This is a genomic window from Streptomyces albicerus (assembly GCF_008905045.1).
Classification (GTDB): Bacteria; Actinomycetota; Actinomycetes; order Streptomycetales; family Streptomycetaceae; genus Streptomyces; species Streptomyces albicerus.
The window spans coordinates 23,233-36,665 of the sequence record NZ_VWMY01000027.1; the positions used below are offsets into that span (position 1 = coordinate 23,233).

At 69.8% G+C, this 13,433-nt stretch carries 10 protein-coding genes and 1 pseudogene; 5 read left to right on the forward strand and 6 right to left on the reverse strand.

Going from position 1 to position 13,433, the window contains the following annotated elements; all coding sequences use genetic code 11:
• Positions 1-59: 59 nt before the first annotated feature.
• Both GAS53_RS24675 and GAS53_RS24680 read right to left on the reverse strand, forming a co-directional pair.
• Positions 60-1,235, reverse strand: a complete 1,176-nt coding sequence (locus GAS53_RS24675) for a cytochrome P450 (RefSeq protein WP_151479895.1) — start codon at positions 1,233-1,235, stop codon at positions 60-62.
• 220 nt (positions 1,236-1,455) lie between these two features.
• Positions 1,456-2,136, reverse strand: a complete 681-nt coding sequence (locus GAS53_RS24680) for a TetR/AcrR family transcriptional regulator (RefSeq protein WP_151479896.1) — start codon at positions 2,134-2,136, stop codon at positions 1,456-1,458.
• A 137-nt stretch (positions 2,137-2,273) separates the two neighbouring features.
• Between GAS53_RS24680 and GAS53_RS24685 the strand changes: the two genes are divergently transcribed.
• Entirely contained in the window at positions 2,274-3,344 is a 1,071-nt protein-coding gene (locus GAS53_RS24685) for a medium chain dehydrogenase/reductase family protein (protein WP_151479897.1), read from the forward strand.
• A 402-nt stretch (positions 3,345-3,746) separates the two neighbouring features.
• Here GAS53_RS24685 and GAS53_RS24690 read toward each other — a convergent pair whose 3' ends face one another.
• A complete protein-coding gene (locus GAS53_RS24690) occupies positions 3,747-4,835 on the reverse strand; it encodes a sugar ABC transporter substrate-binding protein (RefSeq protein ID WP_225859059.1) in 1,089 nt (362 codons plus the stop codon).
• Positions 4,832-7,381, reverse strand: coding sequence for a SpoIIE family protein phosphatase (locus GAS53_RS24695; protein ID WP_151479898.1), 2,550 nt, complete (start codon positions 7,379-7,381; stop codon positions 4,832-4,834). The genes GAS53_RS24690 and GAS53_RS24695 overlap by 4 nt, the downstream gene beginning before the upstream one ends.
• 916 nt (positions 7,382-8,297) lie before the next feature.
• On the opposite strand from GAS53_RS24695, the gene GAS53_RS24700 reads away from it, so the two are divergent.
• The 3 genes from GAS53_RS24700 to GAS53_RS24710 are packed head-to-tail and all read left to right on the forward strand — an operon-like array spanning position 8,298 to position 11,491.
• On the forward strand, positions 8,298-9,386 hold the full coding sequence (locus GAS53_RS24700) for a sugar ABC transporter substrate-binding protein (protein WP_151479899.1): 1,089 nt from the start codon (positions 8,298-8,300) through the stop codon (positions 9,384-9,386).
• A 45-nt stretch (positions 9,387-9,431) separates the two neighbouring features.
• Positions 9,432-10,214 (forward strand): ATP-binding cassette domain-containing protein, encoded by a 783-nt coding sequence (locus GAS53_RS24705; protein WP_151479900.1) that lies wholly within the window; start codon positions 9,432-9,434, stop codon positions 10,212-10,214.
• A 14-nt stretch (positions 10,215-10,228) separates the two neighbouring features.
• Entirely contained in the window at positions 10,229-11,491 is a 1,263-nt protein-coding gene (locus GAS53_RS24710) for a sugar ABC transporter permease (protein ID WP_404829281.1), read from the forward strand.
• An 11-nt stretch (positions 11,492-11,502) separates the two neighbouring features.
• On the opposite strand, the gene GAS53_RS24715 is transcribed toward GAS53_RS24710, so the two are convergent.
• Both GAS53_RS24715 and GAS53_RS24720 read right to left on the reverse strand, forming a co-directional pair.
• Positions 11,503-12,138, reverse strand: coding sequence for an NUDIX domain-containing protein (locus GAS53_RS24715; protein ID WP_225859060.1), 636 nt, complete (start codon positions 12,136-12,138; stop codon positions 11,503-11,505).
• Positions 12,139-12,226: 88 nt separating this feature from the next.
• On the reverse strand, positions 12,227-13,006 hold the full coding sequence (locus GAS53_RS24720) for an alpha/beta fold hydrolase (protein WP_151479901.1): 780 nt from the start codon (positions 13,004-13,006) through the stop codon (positions 12,227-12,229).
• A 304-nt stretch (positions 13,007-13,310) separates the two neighbouring features.
• Here GAS53_RS24720 and GAS53_RS56475 point away from each other — a divergent pair.
• Positions 13,311-13,430, forward strand: a pseudogene (locus GAS53_RS56475) (IS5/IS1182 family transposase); the annotation flags it as partial.
• Between the last annotated feature and the right edge of the window lie 3 nt (positions 13,431-13,433).

A 13,433-nucleotide genomic window follows, 5' to 3' on the forward strand; every position in this document is an offset into this window, starting at 1 on the left:
CCCGTCGAGTTCGCCGCAGGGCAGCGGATGCGTGCCCGGGGGCGGGCAGCAGCGGGCCATCAGGCAGGGCTGTCCCACAGCACATGGAGGGTGAGGGGCTTGCGGAAGACCAGACCGTACGGAGTGGTGGGGCGGTCCGGGTCGAGGCGCAGGGCGGGGAGGCGTTCGAGCAGGTGCTGGAGGGCGATGCGGGCCTCCAGGCGGGCCAGGTGCGCGGCGAGGCAGTAGTGCGGGCCGTGTGCGAAGGCCAGCTGGAGACGCGCGTTCTCGCGGCGGACGTCGAACCGATCGGGGTCGGGGAAGACGGCCGGGTCGCGGTTGGCGCCTGCCAGGGAGACGGTGACCAGTTCACCCCGGCGGATCGTGGCCGGGCCGAGGACAGTGTCACGGGTGGCGTAGCGGTCCACGACCGCCGCACCGGATTCGAGGCGCAGTGATTCCTCGATCGCGCCGTCCAGCAGGCCGGTGTCGGCTCGGACAAGGGCGAGTTGGTCTGGGTGTCGCAGTAGGTGCAGCAGCGCGTTGGTGATCATCGCCTCGGTGGTCTCGATGCCTCCGAACATCAGGACCGCGGCATTGGACGCGACCTCGGGCAGCGTCAGCTGCCCGGCGGCGGAGCCGAGGAGCGAGGAACCACCCCGGTCAGCGACGGTGGCTTCCACGGCGGTCCGTAGCTGCGCGTACGCCGCGGCACCGGCAGGCCCCGCCTCATGTCCGGCGGTGATGTCCGAGACCGACCGCACGATGGAGTCGTACCAGGACAGCACCGTCGTCGCGGTGGTTCCGACCAGCCCGAGCGCCTCGGTCACGACGGCGACCGCGAGCGGCCCCGCGAAGGAACTGCGCAGGTCGGCGGCGCCCGCCGGTTCCACTGCGGCGATGAGCCGATCGGTCTCCCGTTCGATGAACGAGGTGAAGCCGTCCCGCACTTCCCTGGGGCGGAAGGGGGCGCTGAAGGGCTCGCGGTGGCGGGTGTGCTGGTCACCGTCCAGGGAGAGCATGCTCGGTCCGACGACCTGTGCGGTGGAGAACCGGGGGTCGTCGACGGTAAAGGCTGCGGCGTCCCGCATCACGCTCAGCGCGAGGTCGCGACGGGTCACCAGCCAGCCGTCCAGCTCGGGCAGCCAGGACACGGGCTCATGCGCACGCAGCAGCGCCAGTCGCGGATGCGGATCCCGGGCGAGTTCGGCGAGCGTGGTCGCGGCACCGAGCGGGAAGGGGTCGACGACGCTCATCGCGAACCTTGGCCGTACAGGGGGAAACCGATCACAGTCAAGGCTAACAATCGCTGTGAAAGGGAGGCGACGCTTTCCCTGGCTGCTCCCCCGTGCACGCAGCGCGGCCTGTGACGGTTCATCAAATCCGGGTTACGGCCGGTCGCTTCCGTTCCTCCCACCATCACCGCGCCGGAGCTCCCGCTTCGGCGGCGGAGCCGGGGCGTGTCCGGCTGCGGGTTCAGCGCGGATGGACCATGTCCCGTACTTCGGCCTCGTACAGGGGCGTCGGGTCGATGCCCATCGAGGTGAAGTTGCCCTCGATCTCCAGGCTTACCAGGCCGTGGAGGTGGGCCCAGAGCATCGTGGTCCGTGCGGCGACCGCCTCCGATACGTCTTCGACTCCGCGGCGCTCCATCCAATTCCGGAATTGGGACCCAGAGCCGGCCACCTCCGGTGCGCGCGGCGTGGCGAGGTGGCTCACCACGTTCAGTACGACGTTCATGGCCGGCTGCGCCGCCTCGACGAGGCTCGTGGCCTGCGCGTCGTAGCCCTGCAAAGGAGCCCGGAAGAGCAGCCGATAGCGGTGCGGCTCGGCCAGGGCCCAGTCGCGATAGGCCTGTACGACGGAGGTCAGGCGGGCACCCCCGTCCGCCGCCGCGTCACCGGCTGCTTGGGCGAGCGCGGACGCCAGGTCCCCGTACGCGTCGATGACGAGCTCGGTGAGCAGGCCGTCCCGGTTGGCGAAGTAGCGGTAGAGCGCGGGGCCGGTCATGCCCACCTGCTTGGCGATGGCGTTGAGCGACAGCGCTTCGGGGCCGCCTTCGGCCAGTTGCCGAAGTGCCGCTGTCTTGACCTCCTGCCGTACCTGCGCGCGGAACCGATCGCGCAGGCCAGGTCCTGTCCGGCCCTCTGTGGCCATGTCATCGCCTCATCGTCTTCGCCGGGTGGTTCTGGGTGGTTCTTGACTTACGGATTATAGAGGAGCAAGCTTCAGTTATATCCTCTCACAAACACGCCAGCCTGTAACGAAGCTGGTGACGAAGGAGTTCTGAGCGCATGGACACCAAGGCCGGCACAGACGTGATCACCGAAGTGGTCCTTCCCGGGGTCGTGGAGCCGTCCGGGCTCGAGATCCGCGTGCGCCCCGCACCCCAGCCCTCGGCCGGTGAGGCCGTACTGGCCCTCGATGCCTCCGGGGTGTCGTTCGCCGAGCAGCAGATGCGCCGCGGCAAGTACTACGACCAGCCGCCGTTCCCCTTCGTGCCCGGCTATGACCTGGTCGGAGTCGTGGTCAGGGTCGGCGCGGGGGTGGACGCGTCGCTGGCGGGCCGCCGCTTCGCCGCGCTGACCAAGGTGGGCGGCTGGGCCGACCAGGTCGTTGTGCCCGCCGCCGACCTGGTGGAAGTCCCCGGCGCGCTGGATGCCGCCGAAGCCGAGACGGTGGTGGTCAACGGCATCACGGCCTGGCAGATGCTGCACCGCATCGCCAAGGTCCGCGCCGGACAGACCGTGCTCGTGCACGGGGCGAACGGCGGTGTCGGCTCCACCCTGGTGCAGCTGGCCACCCACGCCGGCATCCGCGTGATCGGCACCGCTTCACCCCGCCATCACGACGCGGTGCGCGCGCTCGGTGCGACTCCGCTCGACTACCGGGGGGCCGATCTTCCCGCCAGGGTGCGGGAGTTGGCGCCCGGCGGTGTCGACGCCGTGTTCGACCACGTCGGGGGCGACGGCATCGTCGACTCCTTCGGGCTCCTGGCCCGCGGCGGCACGCTCGTCTCGTACGGCACCGCGGCCACCCGGGACGTGGCCGGATCCTCCAAGCTGCCGGTTCTCAAGCTCGTCGGACGGCTGCTTCTCTGGAAGCTGCTGCCCAACGGCCGGCGTACGCACTTCTACAACATCTGGGCGGGCAAGCGCCGTTCAGGCGCCTTCCACGACCGGCTGCGCACCGACCTCGGGCGCGTCTTCGCCCTGCTCGCCGAGGGCGCCATCACCGCGCAGGTCGCGGCCCGCGTCCCCCTCAGCAAGGCCGCGGAAGCCATGCGGCTGGCCGAGTCCGGAACGGTCACCGGGAAGGTGATCCTCGTCCCGGACCCGACGCAGGACAGCGCCGACGCCCAGTGAAATCCATGACGGTTCCCGGCACCTCGCCGTGCTCCAGTAGATCCGCCAGGGGCTCTGAAGGTCCCTCGGCGAAGGCAGGTGCGGATGCGCAACCTCGCCCCGGACGAAGCGGTGGCCTTCCTGAGTGCTCGTGGAGTGCCCCAGCGGGTGCGGGGCCGACTGCTGGCCTTCACCGGCGGCCACCCGCGCTCTGGCGCTCGCGGCGGCGGTGACGAAGTACCCACCCCCCGCGGGCAGTTCCCGGCCGAGGCCTGCCGCGCCTCCGCGGACACCGGTCACGACCGGGCGACACACCGGGCCACCGCGGGTGTGCTACGGCTCCTACCGCGAAATGGCCATCGCCGCGTGCGGAAGCTGAGTACACCCCGCCGCACCGCCGACATTCCCCGGGAACGGGTCCCCTTACCGGGCGAGTCCGGCCTTGTCGCAGGCGGGTCGGAGCTTTGGGGTGCAGATCTGGTCGAGGGTGTAGACGCCATCCTTGACGAGTGTCTGCTTGATGGTGTCGACCGTCACCGCGCGCGGAGTGAGCAGGACGGACGGGATGTGCGTGGTGGTGGGGCTGTCGGTCGTCGTCGCGGCGACGTCGCGGAGGTCCTCGCCGCGTCCCAGGGCGACGGCCATGGCGGCGGCCGCGGCGGCTTCCGCCCGGAAGGGTTTGTACACCGTCATGTACTGCTCGCCCTTGATGATGCGCCGCACCGCCTCGAGGTCCGCGTCCTGGCCGGTGACGGGCGGAAGCTCCCGGACACGGGCGCTCTTGAGAGCGGCGATGACGCCTGCGGCTATTGCGTCATTGGCCGCCAGGACGCCGCCGATCCGCTCCGGGCCCAGCGCCGCGATGGCAGCGGACATGTTGGCGTGGGCTTTCTCCGTGCTCCAGCCCAGGGTGTCGTACGACCTGCCGATCTTCACCTTGCCTGCGATGACGGACAGCGCGCCCCTCCGGTACCACGCGGCGTTGGGGCTGGTCGGATCGCCGTTCATCATGACGACGTTCCCGCCGTCCGCTCTGTCGCCCATGGCCTTCAGGAGCGCCTCGCCCTGGAGCCGGCCGACCTGCGCACCGTCGAAACTGACATAGCCCGATATCGGGCCTTCGGCGAGCCGGTCGTACGCGACGACGGGGACACCCGCCTTACGGGCCTCCTGGGTCGAGGAGCGGAGCGCCTTGGTGTCGACGGCGTCGAGGATCAGGACCCTGACCCCCTTGGTGACCATGGAGATCATCTGATGTCTCTGCCTCGTCGCGTCGTTCTCTGCGTTGGCGTACTGCATCGTGCAGCGAGGGCACAGCTCCTTGATCCGCTTCTCGATCAGTGGCTTGTCGGACTGCTCCCAGCGAGGCAGCGATCGGCTCGGCAGCAGCAGGCCGACGGTGAAGCGGTCCGTGCCCGCCTGGTCGTCTCCTCCCCCGCATGCGGTGGCCAGGGACGTCGTCATGAGTCCCGCGACGAGCGCCGCGATGACGGGCCGCGTACGGATCCTCACGGCAGGTCCCCTCGTTCCGTCCCGGGCCCGGAGTCCGCGGGAGCCGGCTCGCGGCGCGGCACGTCGATCTCGCTCCACACCTGTTTGCCGCCGGCCACCGGCACCGAGCCGAAGGACTCCGACATCGCCTCGACCAGAAGCAGGCCTCGGCCGCCGGTCGCCTCCCAGTCCACGATCACCGGCTTGGCGGGCGCACGCGGCGAGGAGTCGCTCACGCAGACCCGCACCCGGTCCCCGCGGAGGATCAGGTCGACGCGGACCGGTCCCTGGGTGTGCACAAGGGCGTTGGTGACCAGTTCGGACACGACCAGCAGCACCGTGTCGGCCGCTTCTTCGACCTTCCACCGACGCAGTGTGCGCGCGGTGAAACGGCGAGCGTGCATGACGGCGTCGGGCAGCCGCCACACCGCCCAGCCGGCCCGTGTCGGCCGGGTCTTCATGCCGTCGTAGCGCAGCAGCAACAGCGCCACGTCGTCCTCACGACGGCCGACGTCGCCGAGCAGTTCGTCGGCCATGCGCCCCGGATCCGATGGGTCAGCCGCGGCGAGTGCGGTGCGCGTCCGGTGCATGCCCTCGTCCAGGGGCAGGTCGGCGGCCTCGACGAGGCCGTCGGTGACCAGGGCGAGCACCGTGCCAGGGGCCAGCGCGACCGCGGTCATGGGGAACTCCGCCTCCGCGAGAACGCCCAGCGGGAGCCCGCCCTCGACCTGCACTTCCTCGGTGGTGCCGTCGGGATGGCGTACCAGCGGTGAGAGGTGCCCGGCCCGGACGAACAGGGTGTTGCCCTCCTCCATGTCCAGTTCGACATAGCAGCAGGTGGCGAACAGGTCGGTCTCCATGCCGACGAGGAGGCGGTTGGCGCGTGAGACGACCACGTCGGGCGGGTGGCCCTCCACCGCGTATGCCCTCACCGCGGTACGCATCTGGCCCATGATCGTCGCTGCTCCGGCGCTGTGTCCCTGCACGTCACCGATGACCAGCGCCACCCGATCCTCGGAGAGGGCGATGACGTCGTACCAGTCGCCGCCCACCTGCAACCCCCGCCTGGCGGGCAGATAGCGGGCGACGGCCGTTCCCCCGGGCAGATCCGGCAGGCGCCGGGGCAGCAGACTGCGCTGCAACATCGTCGCGAGTTCCTGCTCCGCGTCGTGCCCGTGCGCACGCTTGAGGGCCTGCCCGACCAGTGCCGCGGTGGCCGTCAGCAGGGACCGCTCGTCGGGGACGAACTCGTGCGGCTGATCCCAGCCGACCAGGCACACGCCGGCGATCCGGCCCTTGGCAGGCAGCGGCAGGACGGCCAGACCGCCCGGACCGATGCCTGCGAGTCCGGGTTCGAGGGCGGTACCGGTGGGCCACAGGTCCATACGCCCGTCCCGCAGCGCCAGCCGAAGGGTGGGCAGGGCGCTGACCGGTGCGTCGGGCCACTCCGATCGCCACTCGGCACGCCACATCTCCGGCCAGGCGGCGGGCTGAGGCGGGTCGAAGACGGTGACCATGAGCCGGTCGTCCTGCACCTCGGCGAGCGCCACCCGGTCGGCGCCCAGCGGCTCACGCAGCGCGGTGACCACCACTCGGCCGACGTCACGAACCGTTGCGGCATCGTCGAGTGCGGCAGTCAGCCACTGGATCCTGGAAACGTCGTCGGCGCTCTGACGCAGTACCGAGGTCGCCGTCACCACGCCCAGCACCCGCTCCGGCTGTTCGTCGGTACCCGCCACCACCCGGCAGCTCAGGCTCAGCCAGCGCATTTCCCCCGTGGGGCGGCGGACACGGAACTCCAGCTCCCGTCGACCGAACGCCTGGGTGGACGGCTCGACGACCGACATCAGCGCGTGCATGTCCTCCGGGAGGGCATGCGCGAGCAGGGTGTCCGCCTTGCCGTCGAAGTCATCCGGCGTGATGCCGACCAGTTCGAGCAGCGTCTCGTCCGCCTCGATCAGGCCGGTGTCCGGCACGAGGACGAACGAGCCGACGCGCAGACTCCGCAGGGCGGAACTCAGCAGCGACGACGGCGCGGGGCGGCCGGTCCCGGCATGGAGCATCCCGGCGACCGCGTCGGCGTACCGCTCCAGGAAGCGCCGCTGCTCGGCCTCGAAGCCGTCCGCGGAAGCCCCCACGACGACGAGGCTGCCCAGCCGCCTGCCCTCCGTACCGAGTGGCAGCGCACCGAGCGACGTCTCCGCTCGCGGCGGCGTCGGCCCGCCCTCGGAAAAGGAGGCGAGTGCCGCGGGATTCAGCCACAGTGGCCGGTCGGTGCGGAAGGCGTGCGCCGCGGGTGAGCCACCGGACAGCGGCAAACGGTCCGGCAGTCCGTACGCGGACGTGCCAGAACCGGCCGTTTCCACCAGCCGCAGCTCGTCGTTGCCGGCACTCGACAGATAGACCGCTGCCAGCGATGCTCCGGCGAACGTCAGGGCCCGATCACTCGCGGCCCGACCACTCGCGGCGGCCTCCGGCACCGGTGGCGGTGAACCGGTGTCTGCGGCGCCGGCCTCGGATGCCCGCAGCTCCGAGACCCCGGCCCGGGCACGGCCGTCATGAGGCATGTCCGCGACCTACCTCCCGTCCATGCAGTAAGTGCCGACAGGTTGAGATCGGACACCCGTCTACCAGAATCGCACATTTGGACATAACGGACAGTCTTCACTTGAGTGCCGTCGCCGCCAGGCCGGCCGCCGGTGCCGTCGGCCCTCGTGCGTCGAGACGCACGGCGCCATGGGATGCGCGGGTGCGCAGGGTGGCCGCCTGCGGGGGTCACTTCGGGGCCGCCGCGTGCGTCGCTTCGATGCCCACAGTCCCGTCGCGTTCGCTCGGCGCCCGCACGCCGGACATCGATGGCCACGGCAGCTGGGTTCGCAGATCAGGGTGGCCGGTGTCACACTTACGACGTGGTCGTCCTGCCACTTCCGCGGCACGTTCCAGGCGGACGTTTGGCACCGGCATCGTGGCCGGCTTTCGGCTGCTGGACTTCTGCCCGGCCGTACGCCTGGCCTGGTGAGGAGGCCAGATATGGCCATGCTCGATGAGGGATCCGCCGGCGCCGGGCCGGTCGGCCCGAGGACCCGCCTCGCCGGGGCGGGCGACGCCGTTGCGCGACCACCGGAGCCACCGCCGCGGGTGAGAGCAGGCACCGGTGCTCGCCTGGATCTCCCTTCCGACGTGGCCGGCCCGCTCCACATGGTTCGCGCCATCGCGCCGCGTCCCATACGGCCCGGCCGACCCGCACACGAACCCTTGACGCCGCTACGCCCGCCCGCCGATTCCCGACGTACGCACCGCGCCGGCCGAGCCCGACCCGCGAGGCCGACATGGCCCCGCCGGCCCTCCGTGAGTCGGCCGCCAACCACCTGGCGCAGGCCGACGGGGCGCCCCACCCGGACCTCGTACCCGTTGAAGGCCTGTCACGGGCAACCGTGAGCGCCCCCTCGCCACGCGAGATGAAGGACAAGGGAGGTCTCTCATATGAAGGCCTGCATCCGGGGCACGGCCATCGCCATGACCGCGATCTCCACGGCCGTTGCTCTCGCGGCCTGCGGGCAGGACGCCGGGAACGACTCCGACAGGGGGAACACACCGGAGATCGGTCTGCTGCTGCCGGACGCCACCACGGCCCGCTGGGAGGGACAGGACAGGCCCTTGCTCGAGAAGAAGATCAAGGAGCTGTGCGCCAACTGCCGGGTCGAGCACGCCAACGCCAAGGGCGATGTGGCCATCCAGCAGGAACAGATGAACTCGATGATCACCAAGGGGGTCGACGCCATCGTGCTCGTGGCCGTGGACGCCAGATCGCTCGGCGTCGCGGTCAAGAAGGCCGATGAAGCGGATATCCCGGTCATCGCCTACGACCGGCTCGCCGAGGGCCCGATCGCGGGCTATGTCTCCTTCGACGGCGAGGAGGTCGGCAGGCTCCAGGGCAGGGCCCTGCTGAAGGCCCTGGGCGACCGGGCGGACGGCGGCCAGATCGTCATGATGCACGGCGACCCCATCGACCCCAACGCGGTGTCCTTCAAGAAGGGCGCGCTGTCCGTACTCAAGGAGAGAGTGAAGATCGGCAAGGAGTACGACACCCTCCAGTGGAGGACGGAGACGGCGCACATGAACATGTCCGGCGCCATCGCCGCCCTGGGCGTCGGCAACATCGACGGGGTGTACGCCGCCAACGACGGCCTGGCCGCCGGCAGCATCTCCGCCCTCAAAGCGAACAAGGTCCAGCCGCTGCCCCCCGTCACCGGGCAGGACGCCGAACTCGGAGCCCTGCAGCGCATCGTCGGCGGCGATCAGTACATGACCGTCTACAAGCCCTTCGCCCCCGAGGCCTCGGGCGGCGCCACCATGGCCGTGACCGCGGCCCGCGGTGAAAGCCTCGACAAGGTGGCCGCGGACACGGTGCGACCCCGCGGCGGGACGGTGGTTCCGGCCCTCCTGCTCACTCCCGTTGCCGTGACCGTCGACAACATCAAGGACACCCTGGTGAAGGACGGCGTGTACACGATCCAGCAGATCTGCACCCCCCGGCTCGGGGCCGCCTGCGAAACGGCCGGCCTGACCTGACAGGCCGGTTCCCGTTCCGGCCAGGTCCGGGCTCCCGGGAAGGAGATGGTTCTCGTGCCGACTCCCCCCTTGCTGGCGCTGCACGGCGTGTGCAAGCGGTTCGGCGTCGTCGAGGTCCTCACGGACATCGAGTTGGAGATTCACGCCGGCCAGGTCGTCGCGCTTCTAGGCGACAACGGGGCCGGCAAGTCCACCCTGGTCAAGGTGATCTCCGGCGTCGCCCCCGCGGACAAGGGCGCCATCGAGTGGGAGGGCCGGACCGTCCAGATCAGGCGCCCCCATGACGCCCGCGACCTCGGCATCGCCACCGTGTACCAGGACCTGGCGCTGTGCGGGAACCTCGACGTCGTCGGCAATCTGTTTCTCGGACGAGAGATCCGCAGGTTCGGGTTCCTCGACGAGATGGAGATGGAGCGCCGCACCAGACACCTGTTGGAGCGCCTGACCAGAGGCATCCCCGATCTGCGTGCCCCCGTCGTCTCACTGTCCAGCGGCCAGCGGCAGACGGTCGCGATCGCCCGCTCGCTCCTCGGCGACCCACGCGTCCTCCTCCTGGACGAACCGACCGCGGCACTGGGATTCGAGCAGACCAGCGAGGTCCTGGATCTGGTCGATCGGCTGCGTGACCGCGGCCTGGGAGTGCTGCTCATCAGCCACAACATGGGCGATATCAAAGCTCTCGCGGACCGCGCCGCTGTGCTGCGGCTCGGTCGCAACAACGGCTTCTTCGACGTGAACACCGCGTCTCAGGAGCAGATCATCTCCTCCGTCACCGGCGCCACGGAAAACGTGCCCCGCCGGATGGCCTCCCAGGAGGCGGGGTGGTGAAAGGGATGCACAACATGGCGGACAAAACGCAGGCCGAACCCACCGCGCCGGACGCCGAGACCCGTCAGCCGCACCGCGGGCGGGCCGTCGCCCGTGCCGTGGAGGACGGGGTCACCCACTTCCGGCACAGGCTGAGTGCCGGTGAACTGGGCTCACTGCCCGTCGTCCTCGTCCTCGCCGCAGTCTGGATCATCTTCCAGTCCCTCAACGAGAACTTCCTCTCCCCCAGGAACCTGTCCAACCTCAGCGTGGACATCGTGGGTACGGGCCTCATCGCGGTCGGCATCGTCTTCGTGCTGTTGATCGGTGAGCTCGACCTGTCGGTCGGCTCGATCAGCGGCCTGGCCGCGGCTGTTTTCGCCGTTCTGAACGTGAACAACGGCGTGCCGGAATGGCTCGCTCTCATCATCGCGGTGCTCGCGGGCACCGCGGCGGGAACCGTCCAGGGCTACTCCTGCGCCAAGACCCGGGTACCGGCGTTCGTCGTCACCCTCGCGGGGCTGCTCACCTGGAACGGCATCATGCTCTACATCCTCGGCACCAGCGGCACCGTCAACCTCGACGAGAACGGCCTCGTCGCCAAGCTGACCAGCTATTACTTCACCAATGACGGCGCCGCCTACGGCCTGGCGGCGGTCGGCGCGGGCACGGTCTTCCTCGTGTCCTACCAGGACATGCGGCGCCGCGAGGCCGCCGGAATGCCGCACCGCTCGCTTCAGGGCATCGCGGTACGCACGGGAGTACTGGCCGTGATCGCGTTCGTCACCGCGTTCGTGCTCAACCGGTTCCAGGGTCTGCCGCTCGCCCTCCTGATCTTCCTGGTGGTGGTGGCCGGCCTCGACATCGTGCTCCGCCGCACGCACTACGGACGGCAGGTCTACGCACTCGGCGGCAGCGTCGAGGCGGCCCGTCGCGCCAGCCTCAGTGTGACGCGGGTGCAGACCGCGGTGCTCGCGGTCTCGGGCACCATGGCCGCGGTCGGCGGCCTGTTCCTGGCCTCGCGCATCACCTCGGTGAGCCAGGGATCGGGCTCGGGCGTCCTGCTGCTCAATGCCATCGCGGCAGCGGTCATCGGTGGCACCAGCCTGTTCGGAGGACGCGGCACCACCTGGTCCGCGGTGCTCGGCATTCTGATCATCCAGTCGATCGCCTCAGGCATGGCGATCACCGACACCCCCACTGCGGTCCAGTTCATCATCACGGGCGGGGTGCTCTTCGCCGCGGTACTCATCGACTCCCTGTCGCGACGCTCGCAGGAGGCACATGGGCGGGCTTGACACCTACATGGCTAAACGCCGACACGGGCGGCCATGAGTTTGCGGGTGAACCGGTGCATGTGGGGATCGAGAGTGTCCTCGGGTTCGGCGAGGACCTGCGGCAGCGACAGCCACTTGATCGCCTCAAATTCCTCCTCGTCGAAGGAAGTGATGCCGCCGACGTCTGACTGCAGGACGTACCACAGCGACACGTCGGTGTGCCGTCCCTGCCCGCGTGTTTGCGTGACGGTCACGAAGAACGGCTCCTTGCCGGCGACCGTCGACGGGACAGCCTCGGTACACAGTTCCTCGCGGCACTCACGCACCACCGTCTCCCACGGGTCCTCCCTCGGCTCGACGTGGCCGCCGCTGGGAAGCCACAGGCCGGCCTTCCGGTGGGCCACCAGCAGGAGCTCCCCGTGGTTCTCGTCGAGGACCACGAAGTAGCTGACCAGGTGGACGTCCGGGACATCGGGCTTCTCCACCCGATACAGCGGAGCTCCGCCGGCGATCCACTCCGCTGCCGCGGCGAGATGTACGCGCTCCTGCTCGTCCCAGGGGCAGACTCTCTCCAGCAGATTCGTCAGCCGGGTACGAAGAAGCTGGTCAGAGCCGTCTGAAGCATCAATCGCATGCACGGCGCTCATGATGCCAAGCAGCAGTGACATCCCCCGCTCCTTCAAGCCGACTTCACGCCCCGGCGACTGCATCGGCCATCGGTTGGAAAGTGCGCGGAACCGGCCCGCGGTGGCCGGGTCAGCCGGTCTGGTCGTCCGTCGCGCGGCGGATGGCCGCGACGGTGGGGACCGGTTCGTTGGTGAGGAAGTCCAGGACGAGTGCGTTGACCAGGGCAGGCTTCTCCTGGGTGAGGAAGTGCGAGGTACCGGGGACGACGGCGAGTTCGGCGTTCGGCAGCGCCTCGTACATCTCCACCACGTGGTGCATCGTCACCAGGTCGTCGTCCGAGAACATCACGAGCGAGCGCTGCGTCACGGCGGCCAGGTCGGAGGCCTTCAGGTGCGGCTCGCGTGCGGCCATCTCGCCGATCTTCGTGGCGACCACCTTGAAGTGGTCGATGCCATCGGGTGACACCTCGCCGTAGGAGGGGCCGAGAAAGTCGAAGATCTGGTCGACGTCCCACTCGGCGTCCGGCACCGCCTCGCCCTCCTTGCTGAAGCCGCCGCTGATCATGACCAGGCGATCGACCAGCTCGGGCCGCTGCATGGCCACCAGCATCGCCACGAACGCCCCGTCGCTGTGCCCGACCAGATCAGCGGGCCGGCCAACGACCGTCTCCAGGAAGGCGATCGTGTCGTCGGCCATGAGCTGGTAGGTGATCGGCCCGGGTACGTCCGGGGTATGGCCGTGCCCGCGGCGCTCGGGGGTGTAGACGTGGAAGTGCTCGGCCAGTGGGCCGAGATTCGGCTCGAAGAACCGGGCGTCGACCAGACCGCCGTGCATGAGCACCAGCGGCTCGCCCTCACCGTGTTCGTCGTACCAGGTCCTCACGTCGCCGAGCTGAACGTACGTCCCCATGCTTCCCTCTCCTGTCCTTCATCCGCGTCTTGTGAGGGCAGACCCGTCGCCCGGCCGGAACTCATCGCCCACTCGGGGGCGGCTTCGGCTGCCCACCCCGCCATCATTCACACGGCTGGCGGAGATCGGCAGACTGCGGCCGTCCGCCTGGCCGAATCGGCGGCGGGCGAGGCAAGGTGTTCTGCGGTTCGTGCCAGTGACGTCTTCTCGGCGACGTATCGGTTGCGGTGCGTGACGCGCGTGGGGCCGGGGCCGCGCGAGCCCAGGTGACCCGGTGTCAGACATGGGCGAATCCCTGCCAGGAGCAGGTCTGCGAAGGCCACGAAGGTTGCTTTCCTTCAGGCAAGGCGTCCTCGTGCTGCGATGGTTCGTCGAGGGCAGCCGCCTTGTCCAACTCGCCCGGGACAACGGGATCTCGGTGTCCTTC

What these genes read in the sequence shown, in the direction of transcription:
- GAS53_RS24675 (WP_151479895.1), bottom strand. Translation starts at nt 1,235, where the DNA reads ATGAGCGTCGTCGACCCCTTCCCGCTCGGTGCCGCGACCACGCTCGCC.
- GAS53_RS24680 (WP_151479896.1), bottom strand. Translation starts at nt 2,136, where the DNA reads ATGGCCACAGAGGGCCGGACAGGACCTGGCCTGCGCGATCGGTTCCGC.
- GAS53_RS24685 (WP_151479897.1), top strand. Translation starts at nt 2,274, where the DNA reads ATGGACACCAAGGCCGGCACAGACGTGATCACCGAAGTGGTCCTTCCC.
- GAS53_RS24695 (WP_151479898.1), bottom strand. Translation starts at nt 7,381, where the DNA reads ATGCCTCATGACGGCCGTGCCCGGGCCGGGGTCTCGGAGCTGCGGGCA.
- GAS53_RS24700 (WP_151479899.1), top strand. Translation starts at nt 8,298, where the DNA reads ATGAAGGCCTGCATCCGGGGCACGGCCATCGCCATGACCGCGATCTCC.
- GAS53_RS24705 (WP_151479900.1), top strand. Translation starts at nt 9,432, where the DNA reads ATGGTTCTCGTGCCGACTCCCCCCTTGCTGGCGCTGCACGGCGTGTGC.
- GAS53_RS24710 (WP_404829281.1), top strand. Translation starts at nt 10,229, where the DNA reads ATGGCGGACAAAACGCAGGCCGAACCCACCGCGCCGGACGCCGAGACC.
- GAS53_RS24715 (WP_225859060.1), bottom strand. Translation starts at nt 12,138, where the DNA reads ATGTCACTGCTGCTTGGCATCATGAGCGCCGTGCATGCGATTGATGCT.
- GAS53_RS24720 (WP_151479901.1), bottom strand. Translation starts at nt 13,006, where the DNA reads ATGGGGACGTACGTTCAGCTCGGCGACGTGAGGACCTGGTACGACGAA.